This window comes from Corynebacterium sp. HMSC077D03, assembly GCF_001808545.1.
Lineage (GTDB): Bacteria > Actinomycetota > Actinomycetes > Mycobacteriales > Mycobacteriaceae > Corynebacterium > Corynebacterium simulans.
In genome coordinates this window covers 175586-201307 of the sequence record NZ_KV793690.1, presented here as the reverse complement: position 1 = coordinate 201307, position 25722 = coordinate 175586, and the positions used below count along the sequence as shown (strand labels likewise).

Annotated in this window: 18 protein-coding genes and 1 pseudogene; 16 read left to right on the top strand and 3 right to left on the bottom strand. The window is 59.1% G+C overall.

Annotated features, from left to right (window positions below; genetic code table 11):
- The first annotated feature begins 274 nt into the window (after positions 1–274).
- From HMPREF2888_RS07400 to HMPREF2888_RS07385, 4 genes are all read left to right on the top strand, one after another.
- Positions 275–1987 carry a glycerol-3-phosphate dehydrogenase/oxidase gene (locus HMPREF2888_RS07400; protein WP_061925075.1) on the top strand — a complete coding sequence of 571 codons (1713 nt, stop codon included), beginning with the start codon at positions 275–277 and terminating at the stop codon, positions 1985–1987.
- Positions 1988–2014: 27 nt separating this feature from the next.
- The gene (locus HMPREF2888_RS07395) at positions 2015–2755 is read left to right on the top strand and encodes an MIP/aquaporin family protein (RefSeq protein ID WP_061925072.1); all 741 of its coding nucleotides are present in this window, start codon (positions 2015–2017) and stop codon (positions 2753–2755) included.
- A gap of 45 nt (positions 2756–2800) precedes the next feature.
- Complete coding sequence (glpK, locus tag HMPREF2888_RS07390; protein ID WP_061925069.1) at positions 2801–4348, top strand: glycerol kinase GlpK; 1548 nt, start codon at positions 2801–2803, stop codon at positions 4346–4348.
- 121 nt (positions 4349–4469) lie between these two features.
- Positions 4470–5306 carry a Cof-type HAD-IIB family hydrolase gene (locus tag HMPREF2888_RS07385; RefSeq protein WP_061925066.1) on the top strand — a complete coding sequence of 279 codons (837 nt, stop codon included), beginning with the start codon at positions 4470–4472 and terminating at the stop codon, positions 5304–5306.
- A gap of 36 nt (positions 5307–5342) precedes the next feature.
- Here the strand turns inward: HMPREF2888_RS07385 and HMPREF2888_RS07380 are convergent, their stop codons facing one another.
- Positions 5343–7502: an N-acetylmuramoyl-L-alanine amidase gene (locus tag HMPREF2888_RS07380; RefSeq protein ID WP_061925063.1), complete on the bottom strand. Its 2160-nt coding sequence runs from the start codon at positions 7500–7502 to the stop codon at positions 5343–5345.
- A 204-nt stretch (positions 7503–7706) separates the two neighbouring features.
- Between HMPREF2888_RS07380 and glf the strand changes: the two genes are divergently transcribed.
- A complete protein-coding gene (gene glf / locus HMPREF2888_RS07375; protein WP_070455318.1) occupies positions 7707–8903 on the top strand; it encodes a UDP-galactopyranose mutase in 1197 nt (398 codons plus the stop codon).
- 252 nt (positions 8904–9155) lie between these two features.
- Positions 9156–10652, top strand: a complete 1497-nt coding sequence (locus HMPREF2888_RS07370) for an ATP-binding protein (RefSeq protein WP_246815048.1) — start codon at positions 9156–9158, stop codon at positions 10650–10652.
- On the opposite strand, the pseudogene HMPREF2888_RS12515 reads toward HMPREF2888_RS07370, so the two are convergent.
- Positions 10649–11039 (bottom strand): annotated as a pseudogene (locus HMPREF2888_RS12515) (type I restriction enzyme endonuclease domain-containing protein); the annotation flags it as partial. The gene HMPREF2888_RS07370 and the pseudogene HMPREF2888_RS12515 overlap by 4 nt on opposite strands.
- A gap of 291 nt (positions 11040–11330) precedes the next feature.
- On the opposite strand from HMPREF2888_RS12515, the gene HMPREF2888_RS12990 reads away from it, so the two are divergent.
- A complete protein-coding gene (locus HMPREF2888_RS12990) occupies positions 11331–11873 on the top strand; it encodes a three-helix bundle dimerization domain-containing protein (RefSeq protein WP_061925057.1) in 543 nt (180 codons plus the stop codon).
- An 8-nt stretch (positions 11874–11881) separates the two neighbouring features.
- On the opposite strand, the gene HMPREF2888_RS07360 is transcribed toward HMPREF2888_RS12990, so the two are convergent.
- The gene (locus tag HMPREF2888_RS07360) at positions 11882–13192 is read right to left on the bottom strand and encodes a hypothetical protein (RefSeq protein WP_070455320.1); all 1311 of its coding nucleotides are present in this window, start codon (positions 13190–13192) and stop codon (positions 11882–11884) included.
- Positions 13193–13404: 212 nt separating this feature from the next.
- On the opposite strand from HMPREF2888_RS07360, the gene HMPREF2888_RS07355 reads away from it, so the two are divergent.
- The 9 genes from HMPREF2888_RS07355 (at position 13405) to HMPREF2888_RS07315 (ending at position 25695) form a co-directional block, all read left to right on the top strand.
- Positions 13405–15384: a glycosyltransferase gene (locus HMPREF2888_RS07355; protein WP_061925052.1), complete on the top strand. Its 1980-nt coding sequence runs from the start codon at positions 13405–13407 to the stop codon at positions 15382–15384.
- On the top strand, positions 15374–15901 hold the full coding sequence (locus HMPREF2888_RS07350; protein ID WP_061925049.1) for a phosphatase PAP2 family protein: 528 nt from the start codon (positions 15374–15376) through the stop codon (positions 15899–15901). Before HMPREF2888_RS07355 ends, HMPREF2888_RS07350 begins: the two co-directional genes overlap by 11 nt.
- Entirely contained in the window at positions 15898–16893 is a 996-nt protein-coding gene (locus HMPREF2888_RS07345; RefSeq protein WP_061925046.1) for a decaprenyl-phosphate phosphoribosyltransferase, read from the top strand. Before HMPREF2888_RS07350 ends, HMPREF2888_RS07345 begins: the two co-directional genes overlap by 4 nt.
- Positions 16894–17003: 110 nt before the next feature.
- The gene (gene zomB / locus HMPREF2888_RS07340) at positions 17004–18782 is read left to right on the top strand and encodes an arabinofuranosyltransferase AftB family protein (protein WP_061925044.1); all 1779 of its coding nucleotides are present in this window, start codon (positions 17004–17006) and stop codon (positions 18780–18782) included.
- 225 nt (positions 18783–19007) lie between these two features.
- Positions 19008–20030, top strand: a complete 1023-nt coding sequence (locus HMPREF2888_RS07335; protein WP_061925041.1) for an alpha/beta hydrolase — start codon at positions 19008–19010, stop codon at positions 20028–20030.
- A 261-nt stretch (positions 20031–20291) separates the two neighbouring features.
- Entirely contained in the window at positions 20292–22259 is a 1968-nt protein-coding gene (locus HMPREF2888_RS07330; protein ID WP_061925038.1) for an alpha/beta hydrolase-fold protein, read from the top strand.
- A 44-nt stretch (positions 22260–22303) separates the two neighbouring features.
- Positions 22304–22807 carry a DUF732 domain-containing protein gene (locus HMPREF2888_RS07325; protein ID WP_235591088.1) on the top strand — a complete coding sequence of 168 codons (504 nt, stop codon included), beginning with the start codon at positions 22304–22306 and terminating at the stop codon, positions 22805–22807.
- 11 nt (positions 22808–22818) lie between these two features.
- The gene (locus HMPREF2888_RS07320; protein WP_061925032.1) at positions 22819–23754 is read left to right on the top strand and encodes a cutinase family protein; all 936 of its coding nucleotides are present in this window, start codon (positions 22819–22821) and stop codon (positions 23752–23754) included.
- A 102-nt stretch (positions 23755–23856) separates the two neighbouring features.
- Positions 23857–25695 carry a FadD32-like long-chain-fatty-acid--AMP ligase gene (locus tag HMPREF2888_RS07315; protein WP_061925030.1) on the top strand — a complete coding sequence of 613 codons (1839 nt, stop codon included), beginning with the start codon at positions 23857–23859 and terminating at the stop codon, positions 25693–25695.
- Positions 25696–25722: the final 27 nt, after the last annotated feature.

The following is a 25722-nucleotide window of genomic DNA, read 5'->3' as shown; positions in this document are numbered from 1 at the left end:
CTATAGGGGTATAATAAGTTTCTTTCCTTTATAAAAACTCATGGAAAATGCTGGTTACGGTGGCGAAACTTACGAGTGAGTAGTGCAACAGCGCGCTTTCTGTCGTGACCCCTAACATAAGATTTAGGAGAAAAGATCTTCAAGGCCCGAGGCGGGGAATGGACCACTTTGGGCGACCATGAGGCTCCACCTGTCACCGTAGCGCGCGCCGTGCGAGAGCACGGCGACTGTATTGCGATGGCATAAGGGGCAAGTTAAGGAGATGAGTTTAGTAATGACAAAGCTAAGCAATCAGAGTTTCAACCCGGAATACTTTGAAAAGGCATGGGAGAACTACTCCGATGAGGAATATGACGTCGTCATCATCGGCGGTGGCTCCGTTGGCGCAGGCGCAGCAGTCGACGCCGCTACCCGTGGCCTGAAGACCGCAGTTGTCGAGTCCCGCGACTTCGCGGCAGGTACCTCTTCCCGCTCCTCCAAGATGTTCCACGGTGGCCTGCGCTACCTGGCGATGTTCGACTTCCGCCTGGTCGCCGAGTCTCTCCATGAGCGCGAGCTCAACATGTCCACCCTGGCTCCGCACCTGGTCAAGCCGCTGAAATTCATCTTCCCGCTGACCCACCCAGTCTGGGAGCGCGTGATGATGTTCGGCGGCTTTACTTTGTATGACCTCATGGGCGGCGCAAAGAGCGTTCCGATGCAAAAGCACCTGACCCGCAAGGGCGTGCTGAATGTTGCCCCGGGCCTGAAGGATCACGCAGTGGTTGGTGGCGTGCGCTACTACGACACGCTTGTCGACGACGCTCGCCACACCATGACCGTCCTGCGTACCGCCGCCGAGTTCGGCGCCAGCGTCCGTACCGGCACCGAGGTCGTGGGCTTTGAAAAGGACCGCGGCGGCCGCATTACCGGCGCGCATGTCCGTGACGTTGCAACCGGCCGCGAGACCACCATCAAGGGCCGCGTCTTCATCAACGCCACCGGCGTGTGGAATGACAAGATCCAGGAGATGGCCGGCGTGGAGGGCAAGTTCACCGTCCACGCTTCCAAGGGCGTGCACATCGTCGTGCCGAAGGACGCCCTCGACGCCGATGCTGCACTGTGCTTCGTCACCGAGAAGTCCGTACTCTTCGTTATTCCATGGGGCGAATACTGGATCATCGGTACCACCGACACGGACTGGGAAAAGGGTCTATCTCTGCCGGATCCGGCACCAACCAAGGCCGACATCGACTACATCCTGGATCAGGTTAACCAGCGCGTTTCCCGCACCATTACCCGCTCCGACATCGTCGGCGTTTACTCCGGCTTGCGCCCGCTTTTGACCGGTAAGTCCGACACCACCACCAAGCTGTCCCGCAACCACGCCGTGGCCAAGGTTGCTCCGGGCCTCGTCTCCGTTGCCGGTGGCAAGTACACCACCTACCGCGTCATTGGTAAGGATGCCGTTGACCTGGCCGTCAAGGAGCTGACTTTCGACGCTCCAGAGTCCGTCACCGAACGCACCCCAATCCTGGGTGCCGAGGGCTACCACGCTCTGGCTAACCAGGTACCGACCTTGGCTAAGCGCTACGGAGTGCACCAGGACGTCATCGAGCACCTGCTTGGCCGCTACGGCTCCCTGCTGGGCGAGGTCCTCGCTCCGGCAGAAGAAGACGCTGAGCTGCTGAAGCCGGTTCCAGGCGCAGAGCAGTACCTGTGGGCTGAGGTGCGCTACGCCGTCACCCACGAGGGTGCACTGCACCTGGATGACATCCTTTCGCGCCGCCTGCGCATCGCCATTGAGTACGCACACCGCGGCGTCGATTGCGCCGATGCGGTGGCCAACTTCGTCGCTCCGCTGTTGGGCTGGGACGATGCTACCAAGCAGGCAGAAATCGCCGCATTCAAGCAGCACACCGAAGCCGAGCTGCAGGCAGAAGCAGCACTGACCGACCAAGAAGCAAACGACATCCTCGTGCGCGCGGCAGGCAAGCCGCAGGTATAAGGACCATTCAAGAGAAAGACTAAAAGCATGACCGCAATGGATGCTTTCCTCTGGGAGTTCATCGGAACTGCCCTGCTCCTCCTGCTGGGTAACGGCGTGTGCGCCTTGGTTACCCTGCGCACCTCCGGTGCCAAAGGATCTGACTGGATTGTCATTGCCCTGGGCTGGGGCATGGCAGTTTTCGTGGGCGCCAGCGTGGCGGACCCTTCCGGCGGCCACCTCAACCCGGCCGTGACCTTGATGGTTGCCATCAACGGCGGCCTTGAGTGGAACCTCGTTCCTGCTTACATCGCAGGCCAGCTTTTGGGCGCAATGCTCGGCGCATTGCTTGCTTGGGCGGCCTTCAAGCAGCTTTTCGACGCCAATAACCTCGACGAAGCTGGCAATGAAACCGGTGCGAACGCCTCCACCGGTGGCATCTTCTTCACTGGCCCTGCTCACCCGAATAACTTCTGGAATGCGGTCACTGAGTTCATCGGTACCTGCGTACTGTTGATGTTCATTGCCTTTGGTCCTTCCGGCGGTGAGATTGGTGCACTGAAGTATTTCGCAGTCGCATTCGTCGTCGTTTCGGTCGGCCTTTCCCTGGGTACCCCAACCGGCTACGCCATCAACCCGGTCCGTGACCTGGGCCCGCGCTTGATGTACGCATTCGTCCTTCCCATCAAGGACAAGGGAAGCGCCAACTGGGGCTATGCCTGGGTGCCAATCGTCGCCCCGCTGCTTGCTGCAGTAGCCATCGGTTTCCTTTCCATGGCTTTGGCTTAAATACGCATCTCACCGCATTTTTGAAAATACGCAAGGAGTAAATCCATGAGCGAAAACAAGTTCGTAGCAGCAATCGACCAGGGCACTACGTCCACCCGCTGCATCATCTTCAACCACGACGGCGAGCAGGTCTCCGTCGGCCAGTTCGAGCACGAGCAGATCTTCCCGGAAAAGGGTTGGGTTGAACACGACCCGAAGGAAATCTGGGACAACACCCGCCGCGCCGTCGGCGAGGCTTTGGCCAACGGCGACGTCTCCGTCGAGTCAATCGTTGCGCTGGGCATCACCAACCAGCGCGAGACCACCGTCGTGTGGGATAAAAACACTGGTGAACCGGTCTACAACGCAATTGTTTGGCAGGACACCCGTACCACCCAGATCTGCAAGGAGCTGGCGGGGGAGGAAGGCCCGGACAAGTGGCGTCGCCGCACCGGCTTGGTCATCAACTCCTACCCGGCAGGCCCGAAGGTCAAGTGGATCCTCGATAACGTCGAGGGCGCTCGCGAGCGTGCCGAGGCTGGTGACCTGCTCTTCGGCACCATCGATACTTGGCTGCTGTGGAACCTGACCGGTGGCGCCGAGGGCGACGGCGACCAGCCGCCAGTTCACGCAACCGACGTCACCAACGCATCCCGCACCTTGCTCATGGACATCGAAAAGCTCGAGTGGGATGAGGAACTGTGCAAGGAGATGGGCATTCCTACCTCCATGCTGCCGGAGATTCGTCCTTCCCTCAGCGACTTCCGCACTGTGCGTGCCCGCGGCTCCCTGGCTGGTGTGCCGATTCGCGCCATCCTTGGCGACCAGCAGGCAGCAATGTTCGGCCAGGGCTGCTTCCGCCCGGGTTCTGCAAAGAACACCTACGGCACCGGCCTATTCTTGCTGCTGAACACCGGTACCACCCCGAAGTTCTCCGAGAACGGTCTGCTGACCACGGTGTGCTTCCAGCGCGAGGGTGAACGCCCTGTCTACGCGCTCGAGGGCTCGGTCTCCATGGGCGGTTCCCTGGTGCAGTGGCTGCGCGATAACCTGCAGATGATTCCGAACGCGGCCTCCATCGAGAACATGGCCCGCTCCGTCAAAGACAACGGCGGTGTTTACTTCGTGCCGGCCTTCTCCGGACTCTTTGCGCCGTACTGGCGCCCGGATGCCCGCGGCGTCATCGTTGGTCTTACCCGCTTTGCTAACCGTAATCACATCGCCCGTGCGGTTCTGGAGGCAACTGCCTACCAGACTCGCGACGTCGCCGATGCCATGGTTGCCGATTCCGGTGTGGAGATCACCGAGCTGCGCGTCGACGGCGGCATGACCCACAACGAGCTGCTCATGCAGTTCCAGGCGGACATCCTGAACGTCGAGGTGCACCGCCCGAAGAACGTGGAGACCACCGCAACCGGTGCTGCCTTCGCCGCTGGCCTGCAGGTCGGCTACTTCGAGGATCTGAAGAGTCTGGACACCGGCAGCGGTGAGTTCAAGGTCTGGAGCCCGAAGATGGATGAGGAGGAGCGTTCCAACCTCTACAGCGAGTGGAAGCGCGCCATCAAGCGTTCCCTGGCTTGGGAAGACTCTGAAGATGACGACGTCGCTCAGTAGGCAACCCTCTCGCTAGCTCCCGATTAGCTAGCGCGTTCTAGGTCCCGCATCTTTTTGGTGCGGGACTTTATTTCTTACAGGAGGTGCAAATTGCCTGCGGGCGCGAAGTAGACTGTGGGACATGGTTGATTCCTTATGGGCGCCGCGCCTTATTGCCAGTGACATCGACGGCACTTTGTTAGATAAGAACCATCGCGTCACCAAGCGTAACCGTGAAGTAATAGCCCGAGCCGTGGCTTCGGGTGCGTACTTTGCGCTTTCCACCGGGCGCCCGTTCCGCTGGATTGCGCCCGTGCTCGAGCAGCTGCCCGTCCGCCCGGTATGCGTGACGTCGAATGGCGCCGTCATCTACGATTCCGCGGAAGATAAGCTCCTCAATGTTCACGCGCTCTCGCCCGCCGCCATCACAGAAGTTATCGCCGTGGCGCAGGAGGTGCTCGACCCGCTTGGGGGAGCAGGCTTCGGCGCGGAACGCGGCGGGACCTCGCTTGCCGACCCCGTCGAAGAGCTTTTTGTGGTGGAGCCCCGCTATTCCGAGAACGCGCTTTTCGACGGCTTTGGGGTCGTTTCCATCGATGAATTAGCGGCTGAGCCCGCGGTGAAATTGCTTATCCGTAACACGCAATTTAGCGCCCCTGAACTCTACGATCTGATTGCTCCGCGGGTGGACCCAACGGTTGCTCACGTTACCTATTCGATGACGGAGGGCATCCTCGAAGTCGCTGCCCCCAACGTGACCAAGCGCAAGGGCGTGTCCTGGCTGGCGGAGAACTTCGGCATCGAACGTAGCGACATAATCGCTTTTGGGGACATGCCCAATGACATCGAAATGCTGTCGTGGGTGGGGCGCGGCGTCGCCATGGGCAATGCGCATCCTGCCGTGAAGGAGGCCGCTGACGAAGTCACCATGGCCAACCATCAATCGGGCGTGGCAAAGGTGCTAGAACAATGGTTCTAGCATCTTAATCCTGCAGGGGCTGACACCCCCTGCCAACTAGTCGGTGAAGACGTTAATCTTCTCGGTTGCTGGGTCGTACTGGATGTAGCCACCCTGGAAGTCCACGCGGATTTCGCGGCCGTTGCCGGTGGAGACCTCGTCGGAGGTCGGCAGGCCGAGTTTGGTGGAGTTGTCGCCCTCGGACCAAGCCTCAGCGACCTTGCCCGTCAGGGCGTGGGTGCCCGTTTCCTTGGAAGAGAGAACAACGCCGTTTTCAAAGAGCTGGGAGACAATGCCCGCCTTGAAGTCCGGGCCGCCTACTGCGAGGCCGAGAACCGGGCCGAAGGCGTTCAGGATTGCCGTCCAGGACTGCTGCAGGCTCGGGTTGCCGGAGATCTGGACGACCTTGGAGACAATGTTTGGAATCTCCGAGGTGGTCAGGCCACCGACGACGGTCTTATTGCCGTCGACCTTCTGGCCCGAGCGAGACAGGAAGATGCCGACCAAAGTCGCGGCGATACCGGCAACCGCCTGGACTACTGCAACCGGCACCTGGACGCCGCCCAGGGAGGAGGTAGCGCCGTTCGTACCGGTGTTTCCGCCTGGGTTTCCGCCGGTGTTTCCACCCGGATTATTGGTACCCGGCGTCGTGGTGCCGGTATTCGTCCCAGTGTTCGTGTTGGTGCCATCGTTGGATGGCAGCTGCGCACCGGAGCCGGCAGTGCCGTTCTTGATGGACTGGTATTTGCGGTAGGTCGCATTGCGGATATCGCCCCAACGTGCCACGGTGTACTTGCCTGGGCAGGCGGTGTAGTGCAGGTCATTGTGGCCGTGGAAGGTCGGAACGTGAGCAACCGTTCCTGCTGGGAAACGGGAGCCGTTGAAGCCGCCGGAGACCAGGTCGGTGGAGCCCTTCGGGTTGATGTTGGAGATCGCGGCCTTCCAGCCAGCGATTTCCGCCACGGAATTCAGCATGGCTTCCGTCGGTGCTGTGGTTTCGTAGTTACCAATCATGGAGATACCCCACGTGTTGGTGTTAAAGCCGCCAACGTGTGCGCCCTGCACGGCCTTATCGAGGCCGCCGTAACGGCCCTCATAGATGGTGCCGTACTTATCCACCAGTGCGTTGTATCCGATATCGCACCAGCCCAGGTTCTGCGCGTGGTAGTGGTAGATTCCGCGCACCTGCGCTGCAGCATCAGCCTTGGTGTAGTTGTTGCTGCCCGCGGTGTGGTGCAGGGTCAGTGCCTTAACGCCGTCGTCGTAGTCTGGCCCCATGCAGCGCTTAGACTCGTCCGCACCCCAGCCCGCGCGGGAGACGACCCTTGGCATGCCGTCGGTGACGGCGGTCTGCTCGATAGCCTCGCCAGCCTGCGCATTGCCGTCAATGAAGACAGCCTCCATGCCCTCGGTGCTGGTGTTGTTTGCCGACGCGCCAGATTCCTGTGCGCCAGATTCCTGTGCGCCGGAATCCTTAGTGTCCATCTCCTGCACGTCAGCCACCGGCGCAATGTCACCGACGTTGTACGGCAGCGGCGCCGGGTGCGGGTTGGCTGCTGCTTCCGCGGCCTGTTCAATCACGGACTGATTGGAGTCCTCCGCCGGTGCGGAAGCAGGCGACTGGCTTGCCGACGCCGCCGGTGTCGAGGTTTCCTGTGCCGCGGACCCCGGGGCCTGTGCACCATCTTCTTCCACGGGGGTTTCCTCGAAGCTCTTGTCCAGGTTGGTGCCCGAGACAAGATCTACGTTGTTGATGGAAACCTGCACGTCGTTGGTGGTGCCGGTGTAAATCAGCTCGGTGCCGTTAGTGGCGTTCGGATCGTCGTTGGTATAACCCGAGTTGTCCATGCCGTACCACTGCGACCACGAACCGTCAGCCTGCTTCGCGCGCACGAAAGCGGCGACGTCACGAGCGCCCTTCCAGGTCACAGCGAACATGGAGAAAGGCTCGTCGCGGTGGAATTGCTTGACGGCGCGGGGGCCGTCGCCTTCGCCCTGGGCAGAGATAGCAGCGTCATCGACAACGACGGTTTCGCCGTCGCCAAAGCTCGTCGAGGCGGAAGCTACTTCGATGGGGCCGGAGCCGTTTTCTTGGGTGCGCAGCACTTGGTGGCCACCGAAGGCGGCAGCCGCAACCATCGAGACAGAGGTGACAGCAGCGATGATCGGAGTGGACCACTTCGACTTGGTAGGAACGAGACGGCGTCGTAGTTGCACGTTATCTCCCTTGAGGTTTTGCGTAACGCGTGCGGGTGGTTTAGACAGCTCAAACCGAATTACGAAAGTTAACAGTTGCGCAAAATGTTACTTATGTTGTTTCTGTTAATTCTGTTCCGACACGCGTCAAAAGTGCATTCTTGATGAAGTTCTTTGTGGGTGTCATCCCCGGCGACAAGGGCGATCTCCAATAAGGTGGGGTACATGACTTCTTATGACCTCATCGTTGTTGGATCCGGATTCTTCGGCCTGACCGTTGCAGAACGTGCGGCCTCTCAAATGGGCAAGAAGGTGCTCATTGTCGAGCGCCGTAACCACCTGGGCGGCAACGCCTACTCCGAGGCGGAGCCGGAGACCGGCATCGAGGTGCACAAGTACGGAGCGCACCTGTTCCACACCTCTAACGAGCGCGTGTGGAACTACGTCAATCAGTTCACTGATTTCACCGACTATCAGCACCGCGTCTTTGCCATGCACAACGGCACCGCGTATCAGTTCCCAATGGGTCTGGGCCTTATCAATCAGTTCTTCGGCAAGTACTACTCGCCGGATGAGGCACGCCAGCTCATCAAGGATCAGGCCGGCGAGTTCGACGTTGATGAGGCGCAGAACCTGGAAGAGAAGGCCATCGCTCTTATTGGTCGTCCGCTCTACGAAGCATTCATCCGCGATTACACCGCAAAGCAGTGGCAGACCGACCCGAAGGAGCTGCCGGCGGGCAACATCACCCGTCTGCCGGTTCGCTACACCTTCAACAACCGCTACTTCAACGACACTTACGAGGGCCTGCCGGTAGACGGTTACGCGGCATGGCTGGAGAACATGGCGAAGCACGAGCTTATCGACGTCCAGCTGGACACCGATTGGTTCGAGGTTCGCGAACAAGTTCGCGAAGAGAATCCGGATGCGCCGGTTGTTTACACCGGCCCGTTGGATCGCTACTTCGACTTCTCTGAGGGTGAGTTGGGCTGGCGCACCCTGGACTTTGAACTTGAGGTCTTGCCGACCGGCGACTTCCAGGGCGCCCCGGTGATGAACTATAACGATGCTGACGTTGACTACACCCGCATCCACGAGTTCCGCCACTTCCACCCAGAACGGCAGGATAAGTACCCGAAAGATAAGACTGTCATCATGAAGGAATACTCGCGCTTCGCCGAGTCTGGCGACGAGCCGTACTACCCAATCAACACTCCAGAGGACCGCACCAAGCTCGAGGCTTATCGATGCCGCGCTGCCGCCGAGGCACGCGAGAACAACGTTCTTTTCGGCGGCCGCCTGGGTACCTACCAGTACCTCGACATGCACATGGCCATTGCCTCCGCGCTGAGCATGTTCGACAACAAGCTGGCCCCGTTCTGGAACGAGGGCAAGGCCCTCGAACAGGAGCGCGGCCACTAAGCCGAACTCCGTCAACATAACACTTAACACTCAACACTCCACCCAACACTCCACACTGTGGAGTGTTGGGTGGAGTGTTGTATGTAGTGTTGCGCAGGCCGGGAAAGCTATGATTGACCTGCGAAATCAACCCTTACTTTGAGGATTTTGGACGAGGAACACGTGCGAACACTACACAACACACCACAGTGTGTGTAGTGTTGTGTGTAGTGTTTGAGGGTGTTCAGGAGCGTTGAGCGCTGATAGGGGTGAGTGATTGTGGTCTGGGACGATGACCAGGCGGAGATCGCCGAGATCATTGGGAGCCTGCGATCTCAGGGCACCGATACGCGCGCCGTAGAGGTCAAGGCAGCTGCGGGAGGTTTTCCCAAGAAGCTTGTTCGCTCTATCTCTGCCTTTGCTAACGGAACCGGTGGAATCATCATCTTGGGGCTGGATGAAGACAACGGGTTCGTTCCGGTACCAGGCTTTGATGCTACCGCCATGGCGGATGCCCTGGCTGGCGCATGTGCAGACCTCGTGACCCCGTCGGTTCGCGCCCAGATCGACATTGTTGAGTGGGAGGGCGCGAGCATTGTCGTTGGCACCATTCCCGAATGTGCTCCTTTTGAGAAGCCTTGCTGGGTCGTTTCTCAGTCGAAGTATCACGGCAGCTATATCCGGGTCCATGATGGGGACCGCGTACTAAAGCCATACGAGATCGACAGGCTGGAGGAAAACAAGACCCAGCCGGAATGGGATCTGGAGCCGGTTCCGGCTGCTGACATCGACGATCTGGATCCTGACATTGTGGCCGAGATCTTGGCCCGCGAGTGCTCCATCCATGAACGCATTTTTGGACGGTTGAGCGATGAAGAGGCGATGTTAGCGCTCCACCTGATTACCCGGAATGACAACGGAAAACTAGTGCCAACTCTGGGCGGACTTATGGCAGCGGGCACTTACCCGCAACAGTTTTTCCCGCGGCTCAACGTGACCTTTGCAGCATATCCCGGCACCGATAAATCGGCCGGAATAGGCAAGCAGCGCTTCCTCGACAACGAAAGTCTGGTGGGGCCCATTCCGGTGCTGGTCGCGGATGCCGTGCGGGCAGTCCGACGCAATATGCGCGTCGGAGGCGTAATCGAGGGAGTCTTCCGTAAGGACTTGCCGGACTACCCTCCGGAGGCTGTGCGTGAGGCAGTCGCTAATGCGCTTATGCACCGTGATTATTCGCCGCAGGCGCGGGGCACGCAGGTACAAGTGAACCTGTATGTCGACCGGCTGGAGATCCTTAACCCCGGTGGTCTTTATGGAACGGTCACCGTTGATCGATTGGGCACTGCGGGTATGTCTAGCGCGCGCAATCAGCATTTGTCTGCGTTGCTGGAGGTGACTCCTGCCGGTGACGGAGACGGGTACATTGCGGAAAATCGTGGTACCGGATATATCGAGATTCTCGACCAACTGGAGCGGCAGCTGCTGCCGCCGCCGGTACCACGGGATTCATTAACCGAATTTGAGCTCACCTTTGCGCGGCGAAATCCGACTACCCCGGAGCGCACCGCGGCGTTGGGTGGCGGAACCCGCGGGCGCGTGCTCGACTATCTGCGCGAACACAGGACAGCGTCCAGCCGCGAATTGGCAGCGGCTGCAGGGCTGTCCCTCAACGGCGTGCGCAGGACCATTAACGAACTTGTTGAGGAAGGCGTCATCGTGCGCACTGAGCCGCTGAAGAGCCCGAAGCAGCGCTATCGGCTGCAGGGCTAACCACGGCGTTCAACGTCACCTTGTTCGTGCGCCGCCGCTGAATACCTCGGCGCGAATTTCTCCATCTGTTCAAGCACGAGCTTGATGGCCTCCGGTGCCTTGTCCGGTGGATACTTGTAGTCGCGAAGCAACCTGCGGACCGAGCGGCGTAGTTTCGCACGTACGTCATCGCGTACTGTTCAGTCGGTCTTTGCATCGCGACGCAGCATGGAAACGAGCTGGCGTGCGATTTCAGCAAGAACTTCGTCCATGAGCTCGGTTGCGGATTCGTTTGTCGACACCGCGTCGAAGAAGGTGAGCTCGTCATTGCCTAGTGGCGGGGTGAATTGTTCACCGCGATTGCTTGTCCTTGACAATCGCTTTGGACGGGCGGATGAGTTCGGCGATGGCATGCACATGGCGATCGCTTCTGCGCTGAGCATGTTCGACAACAAGCTGGCCCCGTTCTGGAATGAAGGCAAGGCGCTTGAACAGGAGCGCGGCCACTAAAACAGCTTGCCTGCTTAAATCCCCGCCGACGAGGAGCTTTGAATCTTCTTCGGCGGGCTTTTTGTATCTGTACGCCGGCGCTTTGCCGGTTTACGTGTGCCGCGGGTCGGTGTTGAATGCGGGGGTGAAACTCCGTAAAGTTAACACTAGGTTAACAAACAGAGAACAGAAAGTAATTGGGTGAGTACCATGACGCATCTCAATGATCACCGCCTCGCGACCCTGCGCCAGGACCTCCACGACCTGTACGGCAACACTCACGCTGCCGCTGAAATCGACGCCGAGGTAGACGCGGCAATCGCGCGCCATACTGCCGGTGCAACGGTCGAAGAATTCATCCCTGTTCTGGTTGAACGTGAGGTAAAAGAATACTTCGGCGGGCACCGCATCCATGTTCGTTTCTCTGCTGGCACCAACCACGCCCTTGCGGAGAAGGTTGTTGAATTGACCAAGGAACAGGCCGGTGACGCCTTGTTTGTCGACGCCGCCCATTTTCACACCGAGGTTGACCCCAACAACCGCATGGTCAGCATGCCTGACTTCATCGTATACCTAGGCCGCGACATCCCGCGCGACGAAGCTGGCAAGGACATCAAGATTTGGGATATCGCTGCGGCCAATACGCCAGAGGAAGAGCGCGAACTTATCGACGACCTCGGCGCACGCGTGCTTTATATGTTGGGCAAGCTGGGCATCGAGCCAGCGGGCGATAAGGCCCCTGTCAAAGCCTAATCTCACAACTAGAAGCGATAGGCTGGCGGCAGTTTTTCATCAATAGCGCTGTTGGCTACCCAGAACTCGGCGTAGTTATAGGGCATGTAGTGCGTGCCCATGCCTGGATGCCAATCCTGCTCGCCTAGTTGCGGCGGAACTGAGCGCTGTTGATTGAGTTCGCCGTGGGCATAAAGCCGCTCGGGCAGCGCGCCGATGATGGGCCGGTAGTCGGCGAGAAGGCGCGCGAACTGCGCCGAGAAATCCGCGCGAGAAAGATCCTTTTCCAAGATCTCAATGCGCTCGAGAAGGGCGCTGATCGCGCTCGTCGCCGGAAGGTCTCCGCTTTTTGCCACTGCAGAAGCTTTCTGCATATCTGCTTTCAACCATGCCAACTCAGTTGACCGCGTGAGTTTTTCGCCCTTAGCCATGCGCTGGAGATCATCCAGCTGCGCCTTCGCAGTGCTGAGTCGGCGCAACTGGCGGTAACCCTGCGTAATCGACCTGCTGTGTTGGAAAAGTAGGGAAGTGCTAGCCGAAGGATCCATCGAATCCAGTGCCACAATATTCGGCTTTACCCGGCGATAGTCAGCCTTGATCTGTTCCCATTGAGCCTTGAAGGCTTCGTTAATCAGCGGGGTATTAAGTCCCGCGACGATTTTGTCGCCCTCGATGATGAACTTTGTGGCAGCCGGGAGGGTACCACGGTTGAAATCCAGCTGTTCGAGGAGTCGACGGGCGGTTACCCTGCGCGAATACAGAAATGAAGCCACGAGCATCGTGACCGCCAGCACTGATATCGCGATGAAGATGCTCCAGCCCGGAAGCCCCGTGGTCGATTCGCGGGAGATAGAGGGATCGCCCGCAGCCTTGGCCGCTAAAAGCAGGCCGACGGTGTAGTTGCCGCCGCGCACCGGCGCTTCCATCTGGTCCAGAATACCGTCCAGGCGCCCCGGCTTCTCGATGGAAATCGCCTCGCACACATCATTACTGCAACGGGCAGTCGATGACATTGGATCCAAACCAACGCCGATGAGCAGCGTTCCTTCCCTAAGGCTGCGTCCATCCGTGTTCAGCAGGCCGCGGGCGTTGTCTCGCAGGTATTCCAATGCATCAGTCGATACATCCTTGTGGTTGTGCTCATAGGTGAAGTACAGAATCCGGCTTACCTCAGGAGGTAGGTCGAGTGCCTCCGATTCCTGGCGCAGAGCTGATTCATCCGAGGGCGAAAGCAGATTACCTTCATCAAAAATCTCCACCGTGGGCGTAGCGGCGTGTGCCGTTGCTGGCAGCGTCACCAGCAAGAAAGCTACGGCAAGTAGCTGGAAAAGATATTTCATTAGATAAATAGAGTCCGCTCTTAAAGAGATAGAGAATGCGAGCGCATTTATGGCTCTTTAGGCTCGGATTAATCGTAGTGCTCACGGCCGGGTTGTGTTAAATATGCGTCACTGCAGCCCTGAATCCGTGTGGGAGCGAGGTTATCGGCCACAAACCACTAGGCTGTTTGACTGAATATTGTCATAAAACCGTTTGGAGAATCGAAGTAATCGTGACTGCCAACAATCCCTCCGCCAGCGCCGCTGGCAGCGAAACCCGCGTTTTCGAACCTGTTCAGCGAATCTTGCTGCCCAAGCGCGGCGAGCCTTTTGACGTCCGGATGCTCTATCTCATCGAGTCCGAGCAAAACCGCGAGCGCCTGAGCTGGACCAACCGCACTGCGGTGACGATTCCAGCGGGTGAAGAGGCTTCTTTCGAGACCTACTTCAACGCTTTCCCTGCTTCCTACTGGCGCCGCTGGTCCCAGCTGAAGTCCATCGTGCTCTCCCTCGAGCTCGAAGGCCAAGCCAACGTGTCCATTTACCGCTCCAAGCAGGACGGTCAGCGCATCTCCGTGGCCAACCACCTGGTCGGCAGCGGTCACCATGACTTCGAACTGCCGCTGAAGAACTTCGAAGACGGCGGCTGGCTGTGGTTCGACATCACCGCAGAGAAGGAAACCGTCCTTTCTAATGCGGCATGGTGCGCACCGCATGCCCCACAGGCACAGATCCTGCCCGATGGCACCGAACTGCCGGCTTCGGAAAAGCGCGTTGCCGTGGGCATTCCTACCTTCAACCGCCCAACCGACGCCGTCGCAGCGCTGCAGGCTCTCGCCGAGGACCCAGTGGTTGACGGCATCATCGACTACGTCCTTATGCCGGACCAGGGCAACCAGCACCCAGCAGACGAGCCAGGCTACGAGCAGGCCGTCGAGCACTTCGGCCCGCGTTTCCGCGAGTTCCGTCAGGGCAACCTGGGCGGATCCGGCGGCTACTCCCGCATCATGTACGAGGCGTTGGAGAACACCGATTCCCCGTTCATCCTCTACATGGATGATGACATCGCCATCGAGCCTGACTCCATCCTGCGCGCAGTTCAGGCCGCGCGATACGCCGCAAAGCCGATCATCGTTGGCGGACAGATGCTGAACCTGCAGGAGCGCTCCCAGCTGCGCACCACCGGCGAGCAGGTCAACAAGCACGACTTCATGTGGGGCGGGGCGCCGCACGCGGTCTACGACCACGACTTCGCCAAGTACCCATTGCGCGCTATTGGCGACGCCCAGTCGCACCTCGACCCACGCAAGTACGACTCCCGCGCTTTGCACCGCCGCGTCGATGTCGAATACAATGGCTGGTGGATGTGCCTCTTCCCGCGCGTCGTAGCTGAGACCAACGGCCAGCCGCTGCCGCTGTTTATTAAGTGGGATGACACCGAGTACTCCCTGCGCGCAGCCGCTAACGGCTTCCCAACCGTGACTTGGCCAGGCGCTGCCATCTGGCACATGGCGTGGGCGGACAAGGACGACGCCATCGATTGGCAGGCGTACTTCCACCTGCGCAACCGTCTCATCGTCGCTGCGATGTACCACGACGGCGACGTCAAGGGCATTACGAAGTCCATCTTCAAGTCCACCCTCAAGCACACGATGTGCATGGAATACTCCACCATGGCTATCCAGCTGGAAGCTATGAAGGACTTCTTGGCCGGCCCAGATCACCTCTTCGACATCCTGGAATCCTCCCTGCCGCGCATCGCGGAAATCCGCAAGAACTACTCCGATGCCGTCATCATCGAGTCTGCCGACCAACTGCCAGCTCCGACCGGCGCGCCGGGCGTACCGACCCGCAACATCGGCGGCCGCCTCGGCAAGGTCAAGAAGCTGCCATGGCTGCTGAAGTCCGCAAAGCACCTGGTCACCAAGGAAGACCGCGCGCACCACGAGGCGCCGCAGCTCAACCTCACCCCAGACGAAGCGCGCTGGTTCACCCTGTCCCGCGTGGACTCCGCAACAGTTTCCACCGCAGGTGGCACCGGCGTGGCCTTCCGCAAACGCGACCGCGATCTGGCCACCGACCTCGTCAAGCAGACCCGCGGCCTGCTCAAGGAGATCGAGGAGAACTTCGACGATCTGAAGGCGCAGTATCGCGCCGCGATGCCGGAGCTGACCTCCCGCGAATCCTGGAAGAAGGTATTCGATGCCCAGTAAGCTTTCTGTAGCGGAATCACACGTTCTGGAAAGCATCCAGAACGCAGCTTTCGACGTCCCTGGAGTTGTACCTGCCGCCCGCGGCCTTAGCCACTTGGGTGAGCATGCCCTGGGCTGGATGGGAACTTCCGCTCTCATGTACGTGGTCAATCGCGCGGACAAAGCGAAGGCTCGCCAGTGGGCATACGTCGGCGCGAGTGCTTTTACCGCCCATGCGGCCAGCGTTGTGTTAAAGCGCATCGTTCGCCGCAAGCGTCCCGATTACCCGTACGTGCGTGTGGGCGTGGCAACGCCGTCTAAGCTGTCGTTTCCTTCTTCCCACTCGACGTCGACAACCGCGTTCCTCGTCGCCGTCGCGCATCTTTTGTCCACCCCAGCGCCGCTTGTCGGCGTGCCCGTGATGATGGCTTCGCGTATGGTGCTCGGAGTGCATTATCCAACGGATACCGCGGTTGGAGCTGCGATCGGCGCAGTCACCGCAGAGGCATTAACCCGCTACGAAAGGAAGACCGCGTGAGCGATTCCCACCACGACGACGGTACGCAGCGCGTGTTCCACTCTGAACCGCATACTTCAGGCATCGACACTGGCCGCAAGCGTAAGCCGCCGAAGAACCTCGCCGACGGAATGGTAAAGGCCCTCCGCCCAAAGCAGTGGGTCAAAAATGTCCTCGTCCTCGCTGCTCCAGCAGCAGCGGGTGCGGACGCACTGTTCCATTCGCGCGTGCTTCTCGACGTCCTCCTTGCCTTCATCGTCTTCTGCATGGGCGCGTCCTCGATTTACCTCATCAATGACGCACGCGACGTCGAAGCTGACCGCGCGCACCCGACCAAGCGTTTCCGCCCGATTGCCGCCGGCGTCCTACCGGTTGGCCTGGCCTACGCCATGGCGGCAGTGCTCATCGTTGGCTCCATTGCTTTGTCCTTCCTGGCCACCGCTGGCCCACAGCTGGCAATCGTGATGGCTGTGTACATCGCTTTGCAGCTGGGCTACTGCTTTGGCTGGAAGCACATGCCGGTTATCGACATCGCGCTGGTTTCCTCTGGCTTCATGCTGCGCACAATGGCCGGTGGCGTTGCCGCGGGCATCGTCTTGTCGCAGTGGTTCCTGTTGGTTGCGGCATTCGGCTCGCTGTTTATGGCTTCCGGTAAGCGCTATTCCGAGATTCTTCTTGCGGAGCGCACCGGCGCCAAGATTCGCAAGTCCCTCGAGGGCTACACGCCGACCTACCTCCGCTTCGTCTGGACCCTTGCGGCTACCGCTTTGGTCATGTCCTACTCGCTGTGGGGCTTCCAGCTTTCCAACGCCGCCGATGGCCCAGCTGGCGTCTGGTACCAGGTTTCGATGGTCCCGTTTACCATCGCTGTGCTGCGCTATGCCGCTGACGTCGACCGCGGCAATGGCGGCGCTCCCGACGAAATCGCCCTGGAAGACCGAGCACTGCAAGTCCTTGCGCTCGCGTGGCTGGCCTGCATCGCTATGGCGGTCTACATCATGCCGATGCTGTAGAGAACAGGGTTCTCTACAGGGGCAGAGCGCTCTACAGGAACGGAATATGACACCATAAGGAATGTATTCTGGCAGCACAAAGCCAGGAATATAACCAAATAAGATGGGTAATGTTAAACTTTTACCCCGTGAATAACACTAATAACAAGAATCTGGTCCGGCTCAGTGCCGTGGCATCGGTGATTGTTATTAGTGTTTTTTCTTTTTGGGGAGGCTTTGTCCGCCGCTGGATTTCCGACGACGGCCTCATCGTCCTGCGCACCGTACGCAACCTCGAAGCCGGAAATGGCCCCGTGTTCAACATGGGCGAGCGCGTCGAGGCTAACACCTCCACGCTCTGGCAGTACCTGATCCTGCTGCTGCGCTGGATCACTAGCGCCGACCTCGCAGGCATTGCCATCTACTTAGGGCTTTTCCTTTCTGTCTGTGCGATGGCGCTCGGCACATTTGCCACCGCTGGTCTTGTTTCGCGGGGCAAGAGCGCAACCCTCGTCGCTCCTGCCGGCGCACTGGTCTACCTCGCGTTGCCACCAGCTCGCGACTTTTTCACCTCCGGCCTCGAATGGGGCCTAGCCATCTTCTATCTGGCTGTGCTGTGGTGGATGCTGCTGAAGTGGGCTCGGGGCGTCGATAAGCATGCGGCGAATGCCAGCGACTCCATGCCATATTGGCTGGCTGTCTGGGCTGGTCTGTCCTGGCTCGTGCGCCCGGAGCTCGCTCTCTATGGCGGGCTGGTTGGTGTGCTGCTGCTGGCTGCCCACCGTAATTGGAAAGCATGGCTCGGCATTCTCGCTGCGGCGCTGCCATTGCCACTGGGCTACCAGATTTTCCGCATGGGCTACTACGGCCTACTTACCCCGCACACTGCGGTGGCGAAGTCCGCATCCGGCGCAGCGTGGAGCCACGGTTTTAACTATTTGGGCGACTTCGCTCTGCCGTATGCGCTCTACTTACCGCTCATTGTCCTCGCCGCGTGGGCGCTGTGGAGCCTGCGTCGTGAACTGCGTCCCAGTGGGTTTCGTACTCCGGCCACCGCAGCCTACCTTTTGCTCGCGGCCGGTCTTTTGCATCTGATTTATGTCCTGCGCGTCGGCGGTGACTTCATGCACGGCCGAATGCTTTTGCTGCCGCTCTTCGCGCTGCTGCTGCCCGTCTTCGTCCTTCCACTGCGCTCCATCCTTGGCGCTGTCACCACCTCCATCTGTGCAATCTGGGCATGCGTGATTGTTCTGCGTGGGCATTCCGTTGACTGGGATGATTTTTCTCGCCCGCTCAACATCGTCGACGAGCGTGAGTTCTGGACGCATGCCACCAAGCACCAAACCGGCCACCCGCCGCGCTCGGTGGAAGACTTCGACCACATGCGCTTTATTGAGCACTACCAAGAGGGCATGGATGAGCTCGAAGCCGGCGACGCCCTTGCCGTTCTTTATGCCAAGAAGGGTGAGGAGAATGCCTATGGCTGGATGGGCATCGAACGAGACCCCAGCATTGATGAATTACCCACGGTCTACTTCATCAACATGGGCATGACTTCTATGAACGCACCGCTCGAGGTGCGCGTGCTCGATGACATCGGCTTGGCGACGCCGCTCGCCGCCCGCCAACCACGCATCGCCGACGGCCGCATCGGTCACGACAAGAGCCTGCCGACATATTGGCAGGCGGCGCAGACCGCGGTGGACATTGACGAGCTGCCATCCTGGTACGACAAGGAAGAAACCCGGAAGGCGCGCAAAGCCTTGCAGACTGAGGACTTCCAGAAGCTGTTTGCCACCTACAAAGATCCGCTTGATGCGAAGAGATTTTTCGAAAACATCAAATTCGCGCTAACCGACGGCCGCACCCTGACTTTTTCCGAAGATCCTGGCGATTACCTTGGGAAATGATAGGGGTTTAATCTCCGTTACGGCGTGGCAGCTTCCCTAAACTGCCCTGCGCCTACTCAGCGAACGTGGTTCTGGATGGGACTTTGCTGGCTAAGTGGGTTAAGCTGCTAGAGATTCCTCGTTATATTTCTGTGACGTTAACGTTTCCAGATGTGGCGACGATATGTGTCAGTAGCACTAAATTTTTCTATCTAGCTCTTGTTGAGAAGTACATAAAGGAGAGACATGACTTCACTGAGCTCGGGTCTCAAGGCGCGTGTTCTCACAGCCGTAATGACCGTTGCGGTTGCGCTTGGACTCGCTGTTGCCGCCGGTAGCCAGGAAGCGTCCGCTGCAAACCGCGACTTTTTGCGTGCTGATGCCACGGGCACCTGTGACTGGGATGCCGTCGGTTGGTGGGTGCAGCGCTGTGACGTTTGGTCCCCAGCAATGGGCCGCAACATTCCGGTGCAGATTCAGCCGGCTAAGAACGGCGGCAACGCTGGTCTGTACTTGCTGGATGGCCTGCGCGCGACGAACCGCACCAACGCTTGGATCAACGACGTAAATGCTGCCCGCACCTACGAGCCGCACAACATCACCCTCGTAATGCCGGTTGGCGGAGAGGCCTCCTTCTACGCTGACTGGGAGGGCCCGGCTACCTACAACGCTGTTTCCCCGATCAACTACAAGTGGGAAACCTTCCTGACCTCCGAGCTGCCTGGCTACCTGGAGCGCAACTTCGGCGTTGCTCGTAACAACAACTCTATCGCTGGTCTGTCCATGGGCGGCACCGCAGCCATCACCCTGGCCGGTAAGCACCCAGACCAGTTCCGCCAGGTTCTGTCCTACTCCGGCTACCTGACCACCACCTTGCCGGGTGCGCAGACCTTTATGCGCCTCGCGCTTCTCGACGCCGGCGGATTCAACATCAACGCAATGTACGGTTCTCTGGTTAGCCCGCGCCGTTTCGAGAACGATCCGTTCCGCGTCATGGGCGGTCTGCGCAACACTGACATCTACATCTCTGCAGCTTCCGGTATCCCAGGTGCAGGCGATGCAGGTTACTTGCCGCAGCATCAGCTGTCTGGCGCCGTTTTGGAGATGTTCGCTGGCGCTACCACCCGTATCTGGGAGGCAAAGGCTCGTGCAACTGGTCTGCGCGTGACTTCCAACTACCCAATGCAGGGTCTGCACAACTGGGCACAGTTTGGCTACCAGCTGGAGCACTCTAAGCCACAGGTTCTCAATGTGATGAACGCTTGGTAAGCATCTAGGGAATTCGTTAGGAATCGCTCCGGCGAATTGTCCTAGATGGGTTCTTAACCGGCCGCAGGTTTTCCTGCGGCCGGTTTTGTGTTTTGGGCGTGTTCCTCTATGAAAAGTCTCAAGTTCAACTTAAACTTGAGCACACAATAGACAGCACTTCGCGGCCTAGATGAGGAAAGTCCGGAGGAGGGGAACCTTCGGAAACCACGCCTAGTCCGCTACCTCGACATTAAAACCTCGACTTCATACAAGGACTCATCTATGCGTAAAAATGCGTCTGCATCCAGCCTGCGCTCTCCAGGTTCCCCGACCAAGGCTCGTAAGGGTCTGGCCATCGCAGCTTTGCCTACTGCTGTAGCGGTGGGCCTGTCTCTCCTGCCGAATGCAACGGCTCAGTCCTCCCTTGGTTCTTTGACACAGAACCTGGGTAGCTCCAACCTATCCGATGCTTTCGCTCCTGGCACCCCGCCGGAGCGTACTCCGATTCAGACCGAGTACCCAGAGGTTGAGGGTCTTCCGGAAGGCGTCGATATTTCCCGCGTGGAATACCTGACCAACCGCAACCTGCGCGTCTACATCAAGTCCGCAGCGATGCCGGACAAGGAGCAGGTTGTCCAGATCCAGCTTGCTCGTGACTGGTACTCCAGCCCGGATAAGAAGTTCCCAGAGGTATGGGCACTCGACGGCCTGCGCGCACGCGATGACGAGTCCGGCTGGACCATCGAGACCGACATCGAGACTCAGTTCGCTGAGCGCAACGTCAACCTCATCATGCCGGTGGGCGGCGAGTCCTCTTTCTACTCTGACTGGCAGAAGCCGGACAATGGCCGCAACTACAAGTGGGAGACCTTCCTGACTAGGGAGCTCGTCCCGATTCTCGATAAGGCTTATCGTTCCAACCAGAAGCGCGCCGTTACCGGCATCTCCATGGGCGGTACCGCGGCTATGAACTTGGCGGAGCGAAACCCGCACCTGTTCCAGTTCGTTGGTTCCTTCTCTGGCTACCTGGACACCACCACGCAGGGCATGCCTGAGGCTATCGCCGCAGCCCAGATGGACGCCGGCGGATACACCTCTACCAACATGTGGGGTCCGCACTACTCTCAGGATTGGATCGACCATGATCCGAAGCTGGGCATCGAAGCACTCAAGGACATGAAGGTCTACGTCTCCGCCGGCTCCGGTAAGGACGACTACGGCAATCTGAGCTCCGTGGCAAAGGGCCCTGCAAATGCTGCTGGCGTTGGCCTCGAGGTCATCTCCCGTATGTCTACCCAGACCTTCGTCGATTACGCGAAGCGCGCCGGTGTGCCAGTTGTTTCCCGCTTCCGCCCATCTGGCGTTCACAGCTGGGAATACTGGCAGTTCGAAATGCGCGAGGCTTGGCCAGTCATGGCCGACGCCCTCGGCATCGCTAAGGAAGACCGCGGCGCAGATTGCACCCCGGTTGGAGCTATCGCAGAGGCAACCAAGTCCGGCATCCTAGGCTCCTGCCTGAACAATGAGTACGACGTCGCCGGCGGTAAGGCCGAGGATTTCCAGGCGGGTACCGCTTACTGGTCCCCAGAGACTGGTGCACACGCCATCTTCGGTCGCATCGGCGCACGTTACGCAGAAAGCGGCGGCCCGACCTCCTGGCTGGGCTTCCCAACCACCGGCGAGACCAAGACCCCAGACGGCAAGGGTCGCTTCGTTCACTTCCAGCACGGCTCCATCTACTGGACCGCAGAAACCGGCGCTTGGGCTATTCCAGGTGACATGGTTGAGGCATGGGGCAAGAATGGCTTCGAAGGCGGCGACCTGAAGTACCCAACCGGCCCAGTCACTAAGGTCGGCGAGGGCTTCGCACAGGACTTCCAGAATGGCGTTCTGACCCGTAACCCGGATGAGTCCCACTCCATCGTCCACGGTGCCATCGGTGCCAAGTACAAGGAGCTGGGCGGCCCGTCCTCCTCGCTGGGCTTCCCGAAGGGTGGCGAAAAGCCAATCAAGGGGGGCTTCTTCCAAGAATTCGAGCACGGCAACATCTACTGGTCCGCTGAATCCGGTGCGCACTACATTCTGTACGGCCCAATCATGGACGAGTGGGGCAAGCGCGGTTTCGAGCAAGGCGAGTTCGGCTGGCCAACCAGTGACTACAACCAGATCGCAGCCGGCGGCATCTCCCAGACCTTCCAGCACGGTGAGATCCGCGAAATCATGGGCAGCGTTCAGGCGGAAAAGAAGTAATCATGCGTACCTCCTTCCGGGTTCCTGTAATGTGCGCAGCCTTTATGGCTGCAGCACTCGGCCTCAGTGCCTGTGGTTCCGCAACGGTTGAAAGCGAAAACTCTCCCGAACAGACGAAAGTCGCCCCGCTCGAGCGTTCTTCGCAGCCTGCAAGTGCTTCTGAAAGTGCTTCTGCGAGCGCTTCTGAATCTAGCTCGCAGTCGGCGGATTCTTCGGACGAAAAGTCCTCTTCAGAATCCAGCGCTGCTTCGGCAAGCGATGAGCCTGAAGACCGTGGCGCCCGGGAAATCTCCGCTATCCCTTCGCCTAGCCGGACTCAGGGACCTGAGCAAGATTTCCTAGCTGCAGTTCAGAAAGCTGGAGTAAAAACAGAAGGTGCAGAAGATCAAATCATCGGTGCAGGCCAAGCTGCGTGCAACGAAGGCGATGCCGTAACCATCCCCGCTGTTGCAGGTCAGCTCATCGAGCAGGGCCGCGCACCTTTGTCACATGAGGAGCTAACCGCTGTCCTCACGGACCAAGCGCGCGGCACCCTGTGTGCTAAATAAGGTAGAAATTTATGCGAAAAACACTCACGGTTGTTGCCGTCCTCGTCGTATTAGCTGTCATCGGCGCGGGAGCGGTTCACTTCTTAAACGCCAACAAGGCAGGAGAATCCAACAACCTGAGTGAGCCGGTGCCCACCGAGCAGGGCGGGGGAGTCGAGGCCCCTGCCCAGCCGGATTGGTGCCCGCGCTTCGAAGTGATTTCTGCCCCTGGCACTTGGGAATCTAAGGCCGATGATGACCCTATCAACCCGACCGCCAACCCCAAGTCCTTCATGCTTTCCATCAGCAACCCGCTGAAGGAGGCCTACGTTCCTGAAGACGTAAAGGTCTGGACGCTGCCTTATACCGCGCAGTTTAAAAACATCAACGCTCAACAGGAGATGAGCTACGACGAATCCCGTGATGAGGGTACCTCTCGCCTCGAGGGCGAGCTGACCACCATGCACGAGAACTGCCCAGCCACCAAGTTCATCATCGCCGGTTTCTCTCAGGGCGCTGTCATTGCGGGCGACGTCGCAGACCGCATCGGTGGTGGCAATGGCCCAATCCCAGCCGAGGCTGTTTCGGGCGTTGCGTTGGTGGCAGATGGGCGTCGCCAAGCAGGCGTAGGCCAGAACCCCGGCGTGCCCGTTGCTGGTGTCGGTGCAGAGATTGCACTGCAGCCGGTTGGCATGCTCATCCAAGGCATCGTTCCTGGAGCATCCATGCGCGGGCCGCGTGCAAATGGCTTCGGCTCCTTGGCAGATCGCACCTTCCAGATTTGTGCACCTGATGACTCTATCTGCGATGCCCCACTCGATGGCCCAAACGGCCTTGAGCGCGCACGCGGGCTCATTGAAGCAAACGGTGTGCACGCGATGTATGCCACCAACCCGAACGTGATTCCGGGCACGACTGCCAATCAATGGGTCGTCGGCTGGGCGCGGGAAATTATCGACCGCACCTAACTCCGTTCAAACTTAAAACGGTCATGTTATGTAACGCTGTGCGTCTCCGAGATGATATTTTTAATGTCAAAAGTAAACAATCTAAGCCCAAAAGGAGATTAGATGGACCTCCAAGCATTGATTGGCCAGTTCTTTGACGGGAATGGTCGCATTGTTCTGCCGCCTCACTTGACCCTGCCGGGGCTTTGTGAGTACGTCTTTGAAATGGAACAACAATCAGGAGTTCCTGATCGCCCGGTTTTGCGCCAGTGGCTCTTTGATGATGACCCAGCTGGTGCTCCGCGCGATTTCACCCGCTCAGAGGTAAACAAGCGAATCAAGGTTGTGGCCGCGCGCCTGCAGCAGGTCGGCGCAGTAGGGGACCGCGTGGCTATTCTTGCCGGAAACTCTCCTGAGTATCTGTTTGGCTTTATGGGCGCGATGTATGCGGGAATGACGCCGCTGCCACTCTATGATCCGAACGAGCCGGGGCACTCCGAGCACCTGCGCGCAGTCTTTGGTGATTCGAATCCTTCGATTGTTCTGACCAACAATGTTTCTGCAGCCGCAGTTCGCCGCTACTTCGCAGACTTGCCGTCGGCGCAGCGCCCACGCGTGATTTCCATCGATTCTCTGCCGGATTCGCTCGCGGCTTCGTGGAAGAATCCAGTTGAGCAAGGCGCCGGTGAGGGCGCAGCAGCGCCCGTCGACGCTCCCGCTTTCCTCCAGTACACCTCCGGCTCTACCCGCACTCCAGCGGGCGTGTTGCTGACTAACCGCTCGATTTTGACGAACGTACTGCAGATTTTTGCTGCGGTACACATTAAGATGCCGCCGCGCATCGTTTCCTGGCTGCCGTTGCATCACGATATGGGCATTATTTTGGCTTCTTTCGCCACCATTTTGGGCTTGAACTTCGAGATGATGACACCGCGTGACTTTGTGCAGCAGCCGAAGCGTTGGGTACGCCAGATTAGCCGCCAGCCAGGCGATGAGAACTTCGCAGGAATCTATGCCGTGGTTCCGAACTTTGCTCTGGAGCTAGCTGCTCGTTATGGCGCACCGGTTGCGGGTGAGGATATTGATCTATCGCATATCGATGGCATTATCATCGGCTCCGAACCTGTAACAGAGACTGCAGTTGATAACTTCTGGGAGGTCTTTAGCAAGTACGGTCTCAAGCGCGAGGCTATGCGTCCTTCCTATGGTTTGGCAGAGGCAGCGTTGATGGTGGCTACTCCGCAGGAAGGCGAGCGCCCGCTCATCACGCACTTCAACCGTGAGCAGTTGACGGCAGGCAAGGCCGTTGTGGAGGCTAAGTCCGATCAGACGGTGGCTTTTGCATCAAATGGTCAGGGCATGCCTGCTCAGTATCTGACGATCGTGGACCCAGAAACCAAGGCTGAGCTTGCCGACGCCCAGATCGGCGAGCTGTGGCTGCACGGCGACAACATGGCAGCTGGTTACCTAGGCCGCGAGGACGAGACAGCTTCTACTTTCCGGAATACTTTGGCCACGCGCCTGCCGGAGGGTTCCCGCGTTGTTGGGGCGCCGGAAGATGACAAGTGGATGGCCACGGGCGACCTTGCCACCATCGTGGATGGTCACCTCTACATCACGGGCCGTTTGAAGGACTTGATCGTGGTTGCGGGACGAAACCACTACCCGCAAGATATCGAGGCGACCGTCCAGGAGGCCTCGGCGCATGTGCGACCAGATTCCATCGCTGCCTTCTCTGTGGAAGGTGGCAGTACCGAGCAGCTAGTGCTGCTGATCGAACGTGCTGATGATGCAGATTCTGCAGGCGATGAAGCAGCGACTGAGGTTATTCGTACCGCCGTCTCGAAGGCACACGGTATTACACCGGAGGTCATTCGCTGGTTTAGCGCGCATGAAATCAATCGCACTTCTTCTGGGAAGATTGCACGCCGTGTAGCGAAGAAGCACTTCCTCGCGAGCTAACGCGGCGCTCTAATCGCTTTTACACCT